Consider the following 14,876-nt stretch of genomic DNA (forward strand, 5'->3'; position numbering starts at 1 on the left):
GGCCCTCTGTTCAAGCCCGACAACACAGAGAACGGGTTTCTTGGGGAGCTGGCGGGCCTATTGGCTATGCCAAACATTTCGCTTAGATAAAGCCGAGCAGGGTGAATGCATCATCCTTCGGGTGATAATCGAGCAAGCGTGAGGTTTCTTCCAGCGATAGTCTCTTGTAGCGATTATTAGAGATGCCGTGTACCACGGCATATTGCACATCATCGATCCGGATGCAGCGATCTAGCAGATCGGCTGCATCCCTATGGCTTAAGAATGAGCTCATATCTCTAGCTGTGATCTGTTTGCCAGTCTCAAGCGAAGTACAGTTGGCAATGCGTACTGTCAATGCCGAAATTCCCTCCTGGTAGGCAAAATAGGCGGCAATACCCTCACCGAATGCTTTGCTGGCACCGTACATATTCTTTGGCCTTGGCGCATCCCCAGTACGTACCTGGTAACTTAATGGGTAACCTTCAACCGCCTGTGCGCAACTGGCAAAAACCACGCGCCTGCAACCGGCGTCTTTTGCTGCCCTGAACATATTGAAGGTGCCAAGAATATTGTTATTCATCAACGATGAGCGAAACTCTGCCTTCGGAGAAGGATCTGCTGCCAGATGTAACACTGTGTCGATATTGGCACAGGCTGCGCGGCAGGCTTGAATATCGGTGATATCAAACGCCAGCGCCTGATCATCCGGGCGAAGATGAGCAAGCAGGCCAATCTCTTTGTCTGCCAACCGAAAAGAGTAACGCTCGCCAGCAAGCTGCCTGAATGCCGAGGCGACTCGGCCACCTGCACCAGTTATCAACACCCGCCCAAGTTTGGTACGTAATGCCATGGCGATTGCCATCCCTAAATCAAATTTGCCGGGCATTAGTATTAATACTGCGGACTATTTTTGTCCACTTTTAATTAATATTTCTGATGTGTTTTTCTCAAAATAACAGATTTATCTTACTGACGTTTGCTACTAATGCAAAATTCAGTAAGAATCCTCCTATTAATTTTAATATTAAAAATATGTGAATAGTTTGCCAGTAAAACAAATAATTTTATTTATAGCTATGTTTTATATGTATTTTATTGGTTATTACTCAGTTTAACCTGCTAGGTTTTATGTATGCTTACCATTAATTACATTCAGATATTTAGTTAGAATGCTTAATGTTTCCGCAACAAGCACCCATTAAGGTTTAATGATATTCATTCTCACTTAATCCGGCTGAACCAACCAATTCTGCATTCTGGATCACAATTCAATAACTTTTTGGCGGAAAACCTTGCCGCGTTGAAAAATAGAATGCTACCGTCTCGATTCAACCGATTTAGGGTTGTCACTGCATTGGCAGGCAAAACCTAAACCTTGAGCATCTGTATTCCGTATTGGGAACAGAGGCTCAAGGTTTAGGTTTTTTTTTTGGACCGAATTCCGTGGCGGCGATTGGCCATCGCTGCTGGTTTAGGGTAGTAAAGTCAAGTGGTTAAGGATTGAATGATGAAATATCAGGAAGTAGCCAGTGAGATCTTGGCCGGCGTCGGTGGCCGCGACAATGTGAAAAGTCTGGTGCATTGCGCCACACGTCTGCGATTTAAACTGCGTGAGCGGAGTAAAGCGGACGCGGAGGCGCTGAAGAAGAACCCAGGCGTTATCATGGTAGTGGAAAGCGGCGGCCAGTTTCAGGTAGTAGTGGGCAACCACGTCGGTGAGGTCTATAAGGCTTTGAATACACTGACTGAATTAGGTGATGAAGCCCCAAATACTGCTGATGAGGATAAAAAGGAAAACCTGTTCAGCCGCTTTATTGATATCGTTTCCGGCATTTTTAATCCATTGCTCGGTGTGATGGCGGCTTCGGGGATCTTGAAAGGATTCCTGGCATTAAGCCTGGCCTGCGGTTGGCTGCTGGAAAGTAGTGGCACTTTCAAACTGTTGTTTGCTGCCAGCGACGCGCTGTTCTATTTCTTCCCTATTATGTTGGGCTATACCGCAGGTAAGAAATTCGGCGGCAATACCTTTGTGACTATGGCGATAGGTGGAGCGTTGACGCATCCTTTGATAATGGGGGCCTTTGATGCTTCTCAGCAGCCGGGGGCTCAGCCAGAGTATTTTCTCGGTATCCCGATTACCTTTATCAACTACAGCTCGTCGGTTATCCCGATCATTTTTGCTGCCTGGGTTTCTTGCCGTTTGGAACCGTTGTTCAATCGGGTGATCCACAGTGCGTTGCGTAATTTCGTGACACCACTGATGTGTCTGATGGTCACAGTACCTTTGACCTTCCTGCTGATAGGGCCTCTGGCAACCTGGTTAAGCCATCTGCTGGCTCATGGCTATCAGACCGTTTACGGCTTTAACCCGATCATTGCCGGGGCCTTTATGGGCGCAATGTGGCAGGTCTGTGTGATCTTTGGCCTGCATTGGGGCTTTGTACCCTTGATGATCAACAACCTGAGTGTGTTAGGGCGTGACACTATGGTGCCGCTACTGTTGCCAGCGGTAATGGGGCAGGTGGGGGCCACGCTGGGCGTAATGCTGCGTACTCGCGACGCCAAACTGCGTGTGATGGCGGGGTCGGCAGTCACGGCCGGGATCTTCGGCATAACCGAACCAGCAGTGTACGGGGTCACATTACCGAATAAGCGTCCGTTTATTTTCGGCTGCATCGGCGGAGCATTGGGTGGCGCGATTATCGGGTATTTCCATACCGCAACCTATTCATTTGGTTTGGTCAGTATCTTCACGTTTGCCCAGATTATTCCATCAAGCGGCTTTGACGCTACGGTATGGGGGGCGATCGGCGGTACGCTGTTCGCGTTTGTGTTTGCCGCCATCGCCAGTTATCTGTTCGGCATCGTGCCGACGGTAGAGCAGAAAGCCGAAGAAGCCCCAGCAGTAGACGCATCGCTCAGCCGCAAACAGCAGGTTACCAGCCCGATTGCTGGCGACCTGATCCCTCTTGAACAGGTGATGGATGCCACTTTTGCCAGCGGCCTGCTGGGTAAAGGTGTCGCCATTCAGCCGCATCAGGGCAGGGTGGTTGCCCCGGTCAATGGCATCGTGGCGTCACTGTTCAAAACCCGTCACGCTATTGGTATTGAATCAGATGACGGTGCTGAACTGTTAATCCATGTGGGTATCGATACCGTCAAACTCGATGGTTTACATTTTACCGCGCATATCAAAGAGGGCGATCGCGTTAAACAGGGCGATCTGTTGATCGAATTTGACCTGGAGGCCATCCGTGCTGCGGGTTTTGATACCACGACCCCCGTTATCGTCAGTAACAGTGACGACTATTTCGACGTGCTTGCCAGCGGCCAGACTCCGGTGCAGGAACAGTCACCGCTGCTGACTTTATTACGTTAATCAGGATCATTGAGGAGAAAGTGATGAGTTGCAAATTTCCAGAGCATTTTCTATGGGGCGGGGCAGTTGCGGCCAATCAGGTGGAAGGGGCGTATCTGGAGGATGGCAAAGGCCTTTCAACGTCAGATCTGCAACCCCAAGGGATTTTTGGTGCACTTACGCCGCGTGTTGCTGGCGACAGTGGTATTAAGGATGTGGCTATCGATTTCTATCACCGCTACCCGGAAGATATCGCACTGTTTGCCGAGATGGGTTTTAAATGCCTGCGTACTTCGATAGCTTGGTCACGCATCTTCCCCCAGGGGGATGAAGAAGCCCCCAATGAAGCCGGGTTGGCATTTTATGATCGGGTGTTTGATGAGATGGCGAAATACGGTATCCAGCCGTTGATTACGCTTTCCCACTACGAAATGCCCTATGGCCTGACCCAAAAGTACGGTGGTTGGGGCAGCCGCAAGACCATTGAGTTCTTCGAGCGTTATGCGCGCACGGTGTTTGAGCGTTACAAGCACAAGGTCAAACACTGGCTGACATTTAATGAAATCAATATGTCACTGCACGCGCCGTTTACCGGAGTTGGTCTACCGGAAGAGAGTAGCAAGAGCGATATTTATCAGGCGATCCACCATCAGTTAGTGGCCAGCGCCAAAGCGGTGAAGGCCTGTCATGAGATTGTACAGGGTGGGAAGATCGGCAATATGCTGTTGGGCGGTATTCTTTATCCGCTAACCTGTAAACCGGAAGATCTGCTGGAAACCCAGCGGCAGAACCGTGACTGGTTATTCTTCGGTGACGTGCAGGCCCGTGGTGCCTACCCGTCTTATATGACACGTTTCTTCCGTGAGAATGACATCCAGGTGACGATTACGCCGGAAGATAAACAGGCACTGCGTGAAACCATCGACTTTATCTCGTTCAGTTACTACATGAGCGGCTGTGTCACGACTGATGAAGCACAGAACAACACCGCCCGAGCGAATATTCTCAATATGGTGCCAAACCCGCATCTGGCAAGCTCCGAGTGGGGTTGGCAGATCGACCCTATTGGCCTGCGTTATCTGCTTAATGTGTTGTATGACCGCTACCAGAAACCGCTGTTCATTGTGGAAAATGGTTTAGGGGCGAAAGATAGTATCGAAGCCGATGGCAGCATCAATGACGATTACCGCATCAATTACCTTAACGATCATCTGGTGCAGGTGGCCGAGGCGATTGACGATGGGGTTGAAGTGATGGGTTATACCAGTTGGGGCCCGATCGATTTGGTCAGCGCTTCAAAAGCCGAAATGTCGAAACGTTATGGTTTTATTTATGTCGACCGTGATGATGCGGGTAACGGTACCCTTGAGCGCCGCCGCAAGAAGAGTTTTTACTGGTATCGTGACGTGATCCAGAGTAATGGCAACAGCCTGAAAAAAAGATAATTTCTTTCTGTAAACAGCCCGGCGCAACGGCCGGGCATCAATAAAAAATCGATTACCACCTTTGTTGGGTTAATTATTCCCAAGGATCGCTATTACCCAAAATCAGGCTGGTGGTTATTTACATGCAGCAGATCTGCCAGGGGAACAAAGTAATAATGAAATACTCCGTTTCTTATTCGATGATATTAGCTGCGCTCTGGCTGACGGCCAGTAGCGCGCAGGCCGAAGCATTGCAAAGCAGCAAAGACCAGGAAACCTCTACCCCACAGTGGCAGGGGGATGTGTTAGGTTTCGAGCCGCCGCAAGCCGGGCTGTTGGGTGACATGCTGGGGATCAGACCGATCTTCGAAGATCATGGTTTTCACTATAACCTGGGTTACCTGAGCCAGACTTCATACAACGCTGGTGGTGGGTACAACCACGATAAGCAAGTGTCTTACATCGATCAGTTTGCGCTGACCTTCAGCCAGGACTTGGAAATGTGGACTGGCATTCCAGATGCGGCGATTGAAGGTAATATTGTCAATCGTAACCACGATAATAACCTGACGCGCGACCGGCTGCAGGATCCTCGGGTCAATCCCACTGATTTATCGCAGGAAAGTTATGGTGGCCAATCCATTACGCGATTAGGCTGGCTGACCTTCAGCCGCAGTTTTATGGATCGTAAACTGCATTGGCGTGTCGGTATGATGAATAAGGTTCAGGACTTTGACCAAATCATCCCCTGTGATTTCCAGACGCTGTCGCTATGCGGTGGCAAGTCTGCTAACTCGCTCACTTGGTACAACTGGAATGTGCACTATTGGGGCACTACTCTGCAGTACAAATTGACCGATGAACTAACACTGAAAACCGGTGTTCTTGAACAGAATCCGCAGGCGCCAAGCCGCAGTCGTGCCTGGAGTTGGTCGACCAAAGGCAGTAAAGGCATTCTGGTGCCGGTCGAGTTGGAACTGAAAACCCAGGCCGTTAATCAGTTACCGGGTGTTTATAACCTTGGCGTGCTGTACACCAATGCCGATCAGCAGGACTTATATGAAGGCGTCTCTGGTGGGCCTGGGGCCAGCGATCCGAACGGCTACCGCAGCCATGGTAACACCTGGTTCCTGTACACCGGATTCAACCAGCAGGTGACGCGTCATCAGGATGATGCCAAACGTGGGTTGAGCGTGTTCTACAGTCTGGGGCTGGCCGATCAGCGCTCCAACTATATGCATTACTCCACCGCGACGGGCATCCGTTACCGCGGTTTGTTTGATGCGCGTCCTGACGATTGGCTCGGTTTAGGCGTATCACTGGTGAAGCTGAGCGACCACTATCAGGACAATCAGCGTTACCTGAACCAACTTAGTAATGCGACGGACTATCAAGATCCCAACTACCATCCAGTACCTGGCCATTCGGTAACGGCAGAGCTTTATTATCGCTTTAAAGTCACGCCATGGATGGAGCTGCAACCGGGGCTGCAATACTGGCATCACGCAGGAGGCGTCAGTGAGACGCAGGATGCGTGGGTGACAGCGTTGAAAACCGTTGTAACATTCTGATTTTCATAGCGCATGGTTTGCTAGTCATGCTGCCGGGATGTTATGCCCCGGCAGCATGACGCCAAAAAAGGTAAATTGCCTGTTTAGTGATTTTTGTCTTGATTCTGTAATGTAGAGTAAGGCTTACTGTTCATCGGCTGAACCAGAGGGCGCATCCACTGTCTGATGGAGTCAGAACCTAAAAGCGTCGGAGCTGCAACGTTGCATGAACAAAGTTAAATCGCTATCACAGCAAAATTTATCGTTATTGTTAGCGATCTATATTGGTATTTTTTTAAACCTTTCTGTTTTCTATCGTCGTTTTGATTCTTTTTCGCATGGTATTCAAGGGATTAAGGTTATTGCAGCGATAACCGAGGTTATCGCTATTGTGCTGTTCACTTTCTTTATCATGCGTCTGATATCGCTTTGTGGCCGGTTGTTCTACCGTATTATCGCCTCTTTTTTGGTATTGATATCTGTGGCAGCCAGCTATTACATGACGTTCTTCAACGTGGTAATTGGCTATGGGATCATCGTTTCGGTGATGACGACCGATATCGATCTTTCCAGAGAAGTGGTCGGACTGCACTTTGTGCTGTGGATGATTACGGTCAGCGCTTTGCCGTTAGTGTTTATCTGGCAGAACAACCTGCGGCATACCTTGATTGAACAGTTGAAAACCCCAGGGCAGCGGTTGCGGCCGCTATCGATCATGCTGGTGGTGGTAGCACTGGTGTGGGTCCCGTTACGTATGCTGGATAAAAACCAGAGTGCGCTGGAAAAAATCACTAATATCGATTTGCCAAGCTACGGCGGTGTTGTTGCACACTCTTATCTACCATCTAACTGGTTGTCGGCGTTAGGGCTATTTGCCTACACCCGTTACGACGAAAGTCAGGATAAGGCTAATCTGTTGGATCCAGTTAAAAATTTCACCTATGTTGCTCCTGCCGGTATTGATGATACCTATGTTGTCTTCATCATTGGTGAAACAACCCGCTGGGATCACATGGGTCTGCTTGGCTACCCGCGAGACACTACGCCGAAGTTGTCGCAAGAGAAAAATCTGGTGGCGTTCCGCGGAGAGTCTTGTGACACCTCAACCAAGCTTTCCCTAAGATGTATGTTTGTACGCGAAGGGGGAACTCTGGATAACCCGCAGCGTACGTTGAAAGAACAGAATATTTTCGCTGTGTTGAAAGGGCTGGGCTTCACGTCCGAATTGTTCGCGATGCAAAGTGAAGTGTGGTTCTACAACAATACCAATGCCGATAATTACTCTTTCCGCGAGATGATCGCCTCAGAAAAGCGTAACGACGGCAAGTCTGTTGACGATATGCTGCTGGTGGATGAACTGAAAGAGTCGTTAGCACGTTATCCCAGCGGTAAACATCTGGTGGTGCTTCATACCAAGGGTTCGCATTATCTTTATTCACAGCGTTACCCGCGCAGTTTTGCCCGTTACCAACCGGAATGTATGGGGGTTGATGAATTCTGTTCCAAGGAGCGGTTAATCAATGCCTATGACAACTCGGTGCTGTATACCGATACCTTTATTGATAATGTAATCAATCAGGTACGTGATAAGAAAGCTATTGTATTTTATGCCGCCGATCATGGTGAATCGATCGGTGAAAATTCACACTTGCACGGTACGCCACGAGAAATGGCACCGCCAGAACAGTTCCATGTTCCTCTGCTGGTGTGGGCATCCGACAAATATCTGCAAGATCCCAAGAATACAGCGGCATTTGAGCAATTACGGGCGCAGCAACGTACGGGAAAAACCCATCGCCACGTTGAGCTGTTTGATTCCATTCTGGGCTGTCTTGGCTTCACTTCACCGGATGGTGGCATTGTGGATAACAACAATTGGTGCCGTATGCCGGAAAGTAAATCTGCCAGTAGTGTGCTGTAATTGGCCCACCAGAAACGGGGCTTTCGTTCATATATCGCTTTTTCTGCCGCTTTTACCACCACTCGTCAGGCCTGATTAAAAAAGTGATTGACGCATATAACCCCCGGCAGTAATATGCGCCCCGCATCGGCGAGTAGCGCAGCTTGGTAGCGCAACTGGTTTGGGACCAGTGGGTCGGAGGTTCGAATCCTCTCTCGCCGACCAATTTCAAGAAAGCCCGCTTTTAAGCGGGCTTTTTTACGTCTGAAGTTCAAGAATAAATGCACGATTACACCTACACCTTCGAATCGCGCTCCAGCATTTCCTCCTGTTTTTTGGCTTATTCACAAAAATAACTGCTCATATATTCATCATTCAGTAACAAACTTTTTTAGTTTTAAACCAGAATTTAACGCTGATTAAATAATGTTATTAGGATAAATACGCTAAAAATAAGCCGATGGCACAAATTTAAATTCCGTAATTGTTAATTGAATGTGTTTTTTATGTTTATTAGCTGTTTCTCACAGTCTCAGCAAATCCCTGATGGTTATATTGACGGCACCCAAAACAGTTGGCAATTTGGTAAACTAAGGGATAGGAGCAAGAGGTCTGAGAGTGGATTCCACGCGCTCAAACGCCCTGCCGTGACGCTTTTCATCCGGCATTCTCGCGCTATATTCCTCTTGCCTTCGGGTACCACCTGCACAGACCGCGCAATAAAAAAATATAGGTTCTGGCAGTAATAATGCACACACCACACCACACTGGAGCACTAGCGATGACAAGTTCCTTGGGCAAATCAGGGATTCTGAAATTCGGTATTGGGCTGATTGCGTTGACCGTTGCGGCCAGCGTACAAGCAAAAACACTGGTTTACTGTTCTGAAGGTGCACCTGAAGGGTTTAACCCGCAGTTGTTCACTTCCGGCACCACTTATGATGCCAGCTCAGTGCCAATTTATAACCGTCTGGTTGAGTTTAAGTTGGGTACCACTGAACTGGAGCCGGGGCTGGCAGAGAAGTGGGACGTCAGCGAAGACGGCAAAACCTATACTTTCCACCTGCGCCAAGGTGTTAAGTGGCAAAGCAGCAAAGATTTCAAACCGACACGTGACTTCAATGCCGACGATGTCGTGTTCTCTTTCCAACGTCAGTTTGATACAAACCATCCTTTCCACAAGGTTTCTGGCGGTACTTATGAGTACTTCCAGGGCATGGGAATGGGCGATCTGATCGCTAAAATTGAAAAAGTAGACGACCACACGGTCCGTTTCCAGTTAACCCGCCCTGAAGCTCCCTTCCTAGCCGATCTGGGTATGGACTTCGCCTCTATCCTGTCTGCGGAATACGCTGAGAATATGATGAAAGCGGGTACGCCAGAGAAAGTGGACCTCAACCCAGTGGGTACCGGCCCGTTCCAACTCTTGCAGTATCAGAAAGACTCCAAAATCCTCTACAAAGCCTTTGAAAATTATTGGGGCACCAAGCCGAAGATTGATCGCCTAGTCTTCTCCATTACCCCAGATGCTTCAGTGCGTTATGCCAAGCTGCAGAAAAACGAGTGCCAGGTCATGCCGTACCCGAACCCGGCTGATATCGCTCGTATGAAGCAGGACAAAACCATTGAACTGATGGAACAACCAGGTCTGAACGTGGGTTATGTGGCGTTCAACGTTGAGAAGAAACCGCTGGATAACGTGAAGGTGCGTCAGGCACTTACCATGGCGGTGAACAAGCAGGCTATCGTTGATGCGGTTTATCAGGGAGCTGGTCAGTCAGCCAAGAACCTGATCCCACCAACCATGTGGGGCTATAACGACGCAGTGCAGGACTATGCTTATGATCCTGCCAAGGCCAAAGAGCTGCTGAAAGAAGCTGGCCTGCCAGACGGTTTCTCTATCGACCTTTGGGCAATGCCGGTTCAGCGCCCGTATAACCCGAATGCTCGCCGCATGGCAGAGATGATCCAGTCTGACTGGGCGAAGATAGGTGTCAACGCCAAGATTGTTTCCTATGAGTGGGGTGAATACCTCAAGCGCGCCAAAGACGGTGAACATCAGGCGGTGATGATGGGTTGGACTGGGGACAATGGGGATCCGGACAACTTCTTCGCCACGCTGTTTAGCTGTGCGGCTGCTAAAGATGGCTCCAACTATGCCCGCTGGTGCTATAAGCCGTTTGAAGATCTGATCCAACCGGCTCGTTCCGAATCCAACCACGACAAACGCGTAGAACTTTACAAGCAGGCTCAGGTAGTGATGCACGATCAGGCTCCGGCGTTGATTGTTGCACACTCAACCGTTTACGAACCTGTGCGTAAAGAAGTGAAGGGCTATGTTGTGGATCCACTTGGCAAGCACCACTTTGAGAACGTTTCTATGGACTAAGCCTGATGCGGGGCAGGTGACATTCTGCCCCGGTAAGGCTGGTTAAGGGACCGGAATATACCTGCCACTTTCAATCTGCTGTTCTGACTCATTTCCAGGCAAGCTGCTGGGGATGAGCCAACTGGCTTTCTGGCAGCAACTTGGAACCCATAAGGTATAGTTAATAGGCAGGGGCGCAATACGTTGCGCCCCTGCATTCCTGTCCCCAGAGGAATGTTGTTAAGACTGTGAGCCTTAATAAGCCTGGCGGACAATGAGCTGTTGGGCATTTTATACAGAGAGTTCGGGATATGTTGCAGTTCATACTCCGACGTTTGGGGTTAGTTATCCCAACGTTTATCGGCATAACGTTGCTGACTTTTGCATTCGTCCATATGATCCCCGGTGACCCGGTGACCATCATGGCCGGGGAACGCGGGATCTCCGCAGAGCGTCATGCTCAACTCATGACAGAGATGGGGCTGGACAAACCGCTCTATCAACAATATTTCAATTACGTAACCAATGTGCTACATGGCGACTTGGGTACGTCCCTCAAAAGCCGTATTTCCGTCTGGGAAGAGTTTGTTCCGCGCTTCCAAGCCACGCTGGAATTGGGTGTCTGCGCGATGATTTTTGCCGTGCTGGTTGGTATTCCTGTGGGGGTGCTGGCTGCGGTCAAGCGAGGTTCGGTCTTTGACCACACGGCGGTGGGGATCTCACTAACCGGCTATTCGATGCCGATTTTCTGGTGGGGCATGATGTTGATCATGCTGGTGTCGGTGCAGCTCAACCTTACTCCGGTATCGGGGCGAGTCAGCGACACGGTGTTTCTGGACGAGAGCATGCCGCTGACCGGTTTCATGCTGATCGATACCCTGATTTGGGGCGAACCAGGCGATTTCAAAGATGCAGTGATGCACATGATCCTGCCTGCCGTGGTATTGGGGACTATCCCATTGGCGGTCATTGTGCGTATGACCCGCTCCTCGATGCTGGAAGTTCTCAGTGAGGACTATATCCGTACCGCGCGTGCCAAGGGCCTAAGCCGTATACGGGTGATCGTGGTGCATGCGCTGCGTAACGCGCTGTTGCCGGTGGTGACGGTGATTGGCCTCCAGGTGGGCACCATGCTGGCAGGGGCAATCCTGACTGAAACCATCTTCTCCTGGCCGGGTCTGGGCCGCTGGTTGATGGATGCGCTGCAACGCCGTGATTATCCTGTCGTTCAGGGCGGCGTCCTGCTGGTCGCCTGTATGATTATTCTGGTTAACCTGCTGGTGGACGTGCTCTATGGCGTTGTTAACCCGCGTATTCGCCACAAGAAATAAGGGGCGCTCTAATGTCTCAAGTGACTGAGTCTGTTGTTAAAACTGCGCCTAAGCCGATGACCCCGTTCCAGGAGTTCTGGCATTATTTCAAGCGCAATAAAGGGGCCGTTGTTGGCTTGGCCTATATCATTATCATGTTAGTGGTTGCACTGGGCGCAGGTTTCCTGGCTCCTCATGCTCCCGCCGAACAGTTCCGCGATGCCCTGTTAAGACCTCCGGTCTGGCAGGAGGGCGGTAGCTGGCAGTATCTGCTGGGAACCGACGATGTGGGCCGTGATGTACTGTCGCGCCTGATGTACGGTGCAAGACTCTCGCTGTTGGTGGGTTGTCTGGTAGTGGTACTTTCGCTGATCCTGGGTGTCGTTTTCGGCCTGCTGGCCGGGTATTTTGGTGGCGTGGTTGATGCCATTATCATGCGTATTGTCGATATCATGCTGGCACTGCCAAGCCTGTTGTTGGCGTTGGTGCTGGTGGCGGTCTTTGGCCCTTCAATCGTTAACGCCTCGCTGGCGATAACCTTTGTTGCCCTGCCGCACTATGTCCGTCTGACGCGAGCGGCGGTATTAGTGGAAGTAAACCGTGATTACGTCACGGCCTCCAGCGTGGCGGGGGCGGGAGCCTTGCGCCAGATGTTCGTCAACATTCTGCCAAACTGCCTGGCACCGTTAATCGTGCAGGCCTCTCTTGGTTTCTCTAACGCCATTCTGGATATGGCCGCTCTCGGCTTCCTGGGTATGGGCGCTCAGCCACCAACGCCGGAGTGGGGCACCATGCTCTCCGACGTGCTGCAGTTTGCGCAAAGCGCCTGGTGGGTTGTGACCTTCCCTGGGGTCGCCATTCTGCTGACGGTTCTGGCATTTAACCTGATGGGGGACGGCCTGCGTGATGCTCTCGACCCCAAACTCAAGCAGTAACGAGGAACGGATCATGGCGTTATTAAATGTAGACAAACTTTCGGTGCACTTTGGTGACGAAGGTGAGCCCTTCCGCGCGGTAGACCGAATCAGCTACAGCGTAGAACAGGGGCAGGTGGTCGGCATCGTCGGCGAATCTGGTTCCGGTAAATCCGTCAGTTCGCTGGCGATCATGGGGCTGATTGATTTCCCTGGCAAAGTTATGGCCGACAAACTGGAGTTTAATGGCCAGGATCTGCGAAAAATCTCTGAAAAAGAGCGCCGCCAGTTAGTGGGTTCTGAAGTAGCGATGATTTTCCAGGATCCGATGACCAGTCTGAACCCCTGCTACACAGTGGGTTACCAGATTATGGAAGCCTTGAAAGTACACCAGGGCGGCAACCGTAGCACTCGCCGTAGCCGTGCCATCGATTTGCTGACGCTGGTGGGGATCCCCGATCCGGCTTCGCGCTTGGATGTTTATCCGCACCAGCTTTCCGGTGGGATGAGCCAGCGTGTGATGATCGCGATGGCCATCGCCTGTCGCCCCAAATTGCTGATCGCCGATGAACCGACCACGGCGCTTGATGTGACCATTCAGGCTCAAATCATTGAATTGCTGCTTGAACTGCAACAGCGTGAAAATATGGCGCTGTTGCTGATTACCCACGATCTGGCGCTGGTGGCTGAAGCCGCGCATCACATTATTGTGATGTATGCCGGGCAGGTGGTGGAGTCTGGCAAGGCATCGGAAATTTTCCGCGCGCCGCGCCATCCGTATACACAAGCGCTATTGCGTGCCCTGCCGGAGTTTGCTGCCGAAAAGGCTCGCTTAGCATCGTTGCCTGGTGTGGTACCGGGTAAGTATGACCGGCCTGAGGGCTGCTTGCTTAACCCCCGCTGCCCGTATGCCAACGAGCGTTGCCGTACTGAGGAGCCTGAACTGAGCGGTATTCCTGGCCGTCAGGTTAAATGTCACACACCGCTGGATGATGCGGGGAGGCCGACCGTATGAGCCAGAACCAACCTTTACTGCAGGCTATCGACCTGAGAAAACATTACCCAGTCAAAAAGGGGATGTTTGCCCCGGAACAGTTGGTGAAAGCGCTGGATGGTGTGTCCTTTACCCTGGAGCGTGGCAAGACGCTGGCGGTGGTAGGGGAGTCTGGCTGTGGGAAATCCACGCTGGGCCGCCTGCTGACCATGATTGAAGTACCGACCGGCGGTGAACTGTATTATCAGGGGCAAGATCTGCTCAAACCGGATGTTACCGCAGAGAAGCTACGCCGCCAGAAGATCCAGATCGTGTTCCAGAATCCTTATGGTTCGCTCAACCCACGCAAGAAGGTCGGGCAGATCCTTGAGGAGCCACTGCTGATCAACACGCCGTTGAGCAACGCAGAGCGGCGTGAGAAAGCGTTGGAGATGATGGCCAAGGTCGGTCTGAAAACTGAGCATTATGATCGCTATCCGCACATGTTTTCCGGCGGGCAGCGCCAGCGTATCGCTATCGCACGCGGGTTAATGCTCAACCCGGACGTGGTGATTGCCGATGAGCCGGTTTCTGCACTGGATGTTTCAGTACGTGCACAGGTACTGAACCTGATGATGGATCTACAGCAAGATCTGGGGCTGTCTTACGTGTTCATCTCCCACGATCTGTCAGTGGTGGAACATATTGCCGACGAAGTGATGGTGATGTACCTGGGCCGCTGTGTGGAGAAGGGGAGTAAAGACGCGATCTTCAACAACCCGCGCCATCCGTACACTCAGGCATTGCTTTCTGCCACGCCGCGTCTGAACCCGGATATGCGTCGTGAACGCATTAAACTGACCGGTGAACTGCCAAGTCCGATGAATCCACCGCCGGGCTGTGCCTTCAACGCCCGTTGCCGCCGTGCGTTTGGAACATGCACCCAGCTACAGCCGCAACTGAAGCAGTATGGTGATCAGATGGTGGCCTGTTTTGCTGTCGATCAGGACGAAGCCCCCGGTACCTAAAGCGGTTCTTTAGGCGGGCTAATCCCCAGCACATCGTTCAGAAAAACCAGGCGCCGGTATATTGATACC

Annotated in this window: 10 protein-coding genes and 1 tRNA gene; 10 read left to right on the forward strand and 1 reads right to left on the reverse strand. The window is 51.1% G+C overall.

The window, feature by feature from the left end; all coding sequences use genetic code 11:
- Window positions 1-82: 82 nt before the first annotated feature.
- Window positions 83-832 carry an NAD-dependent epimerase/dehydratase family protein gene (locus tag SAQUA_RS00785; protein WP_380673799.1) on the reverse strand — a complete coding sequence of 250 codons (750 nt, stop codon included), beginning with the start codon at window positions 830-832 and terminating at the stop codon, window positions 83-85.
- A gap of 657 nt (window positions 833-1,489) precedes the next feature.
- Here SAQUA_RS00785 and bglF point away from each other — a divergent pair.
- From bglF to dppF, 10 genes are all read left to right on the forward strand, one after another.
- Window positions 1,490-3,361: a PTS beta-glucoside transporter subunit IIABC gene (gene bglF, locus SAQUA_RS00790; protein ID WP_380673876.1), complete on the forward strand. Its 1,872-nt coding sequence runs from the start codon at window positions 1,490-1,492 to the stop codon at window positions 3,359-3,361.
- Between the two features lie 23 nt (window positions 3,362-3,384).
- The gene (locus tag SAQUA_RS00795) at window positions 3,385-4,785 is read left to right on the forward strand and encodes a glycoside hydrolase family 1 protein (RefSeq protein WP_380673798.1); all 1,401 of its coding nucleotides are present in this window, start codon (window positions 3,385-3,387) and stop codon (window positions 4,783-4,785) included.
- A gap of 179 nt (window positions 4,786-4,964) precedes the next feature.
- Window positions 4,965-6,335 (forward strand): carbohydrate porin, encoded by a 1,371-nt coding sequence (locus tag SAQUA_RS00800; protein WP_380673875.1) that lies wholly within the window; start codon window positions 4,965-4,967, stop codon window positions 6,333-6,335.
- Between the two features lie 205 nt (window positions 6,336-6,540).
- On the forward strand, window positions 6,541-8,235 hold the full coding sequence (eptB, locus tag SAQUA_RS00805) for a kdo(2)-lipid A phosphoethanolamine 7''-transferase (RefSeq protein ID WP_380673797.1): 1,695 nt from the start codon (window positions 6,541-6,543) through the stop codon (window positions 8,233-8,235).
- Window positions 8,236-8,362: 127 nt separating this feature from the next.
- Window positions 8,363-8,439 (forward strand) — tRNA-Pro (locus tag SAQUA_RS00810).
- Between the two features lie 556 nt (window positions 8,440-8,995).
- On the forward strand, window positions 8,996-10,603 hold the full coding sequence (gene dppA, locus SAQUA_RS00815; RefSeq protein ID WP_380673796.1) for a dipeptide ABC transporter periplasmic-binding protein DppA: 1,608 nt from the start codon (window positions 8,996-8,998) through the stop codon (window positions 10,601-10,603).
- A 290-nt stretch (window positions 10,604-10,893) separates the two neighbouring features.
- The gene (dppB, locus tag SAQUA_RS00820) at window positions 10,894-11,913 is read left to right on the forward strand and encodes a dipeptide ABC transporter permease DppB (RefSeq protein WP_380673795.1); all 1,020 of its coding nucleotides are present in this window, start codon (window positions 10,894-10,896) and stop codon (window positions 11,911-11,913) included.
- Window positions 11,914-11,924: 11 nt separating this feature from the next.
- Entirely contained in the window at window positions 11,925-12,827 is a 903-nt protein-coding gene (gene dppC / locus SAQUA_RS00825; protein ID WP_380673794.1) for a dipeptide ABC transporter permease DppC, read from the forward strand.
- Between the two features lie 13 nt (window positions 12,828-12,840).
- Window positions 12,841-13,821: a dipeptide ABC transporter ATP-binding protein gene (dppD, locus tag SAQUA_RS00830; protein ID WP_380673793.1), complete on the forward strand. Its 981-nt coding sequence runs from the start codon at window positions 12,841-12,843 to the stop codon at window positions 13,819-13,821.
- Window positions 13,818-14,807, forward strand: coding sequence for a dipeptide ABC transporter ATP-binding subunit DppF (gene dppF / locus SAQUA_RS00835; protein ID WP_380673792.1), 990 nt, complete (start codon window positions 13,818-13,820; stop codon window positions 14,805-14,807). The genes dppD and dppF overlap by 4 nt, the downstream gene beginning before the upstream one ends.
- The last annotated feature ends 69 nt before the right edge of the window (window positions 14,808-14,876 follow it).

This window comes from Serratia aquatilis, from assembly GCF_044865145.1.
Taxonomy (GTDB): Bacteria; Pseudomonadota; Gammaproteobacteria; order Enterobacterales; family Enterobacteriaceae; genus Chania; species Chania aquatilis.

Coding starts and splice junctions, on each gene's coding strand:
- dppD (WP_380673793.1), top strand. CDS start 12,841: ATGGCGTTATTAAATGTAGACAAACTTTCGGTGCACTTTGGTGACGAA.
- bglF (WP_380673876.1), top strand. CDS start 1,490: ATGAAATATCAGGAAGTAGCCAGTGAGATCTTGGCCGGCGTCGGTGGC.
- dppB (WP_380673795.1), top strand. CDS start 10,894: ATGTTGCAGTTCATACTCCGACGTTTGGGGTTAGTTATCCCAACGTTT.
- dppC (WP_380673794.1), top strand. CDS start 11,925: ATGTCTCAAGTGACTGAGTCTGTTGTTAAAACTGCGCCTAAGCCGATG.
- dppF (WP_380673792.1), top strand. CDS start 13,818: ATGAGCCAGAACCAACCTTTACTGCAGGCTATCGACCTGAGAAAACAT.
- SAQUA_RS00785 (WP_380673799.1), bottom strand. CDS start 832: ATGGCATTACGTACCAAACTTGGGCGGGTGTTGATAACTGGTGCAGGT.
- dppA (WP_380673796.1), top strand. CDS start 8,996: ATGACAAGTTCCTTGGGCAAATCAGGGATTCTGAAATTCGGTATTGGG.
- eptB (WP_380673797.1), top strand. CDS start 6,541: ATGAACAAAGTTAAATCGCTATCACAGCAAAATTTATCGTTATTGTTA.
- SAQUA_RS00795 (WP_380673798.1), top strand. CDS start 3,385: ATGAGTTGCAAATTTCCAGAGCATTTTCTATGGGGCGGGGCAGTTGCG.
- SAQUA_RS00800 (WP_380673875.1), top strand. CDS start 4,965: ATGATATTAGCTGCGCTCTGGCTGACGGCCAGTAGCGCGCAGGCCGAA.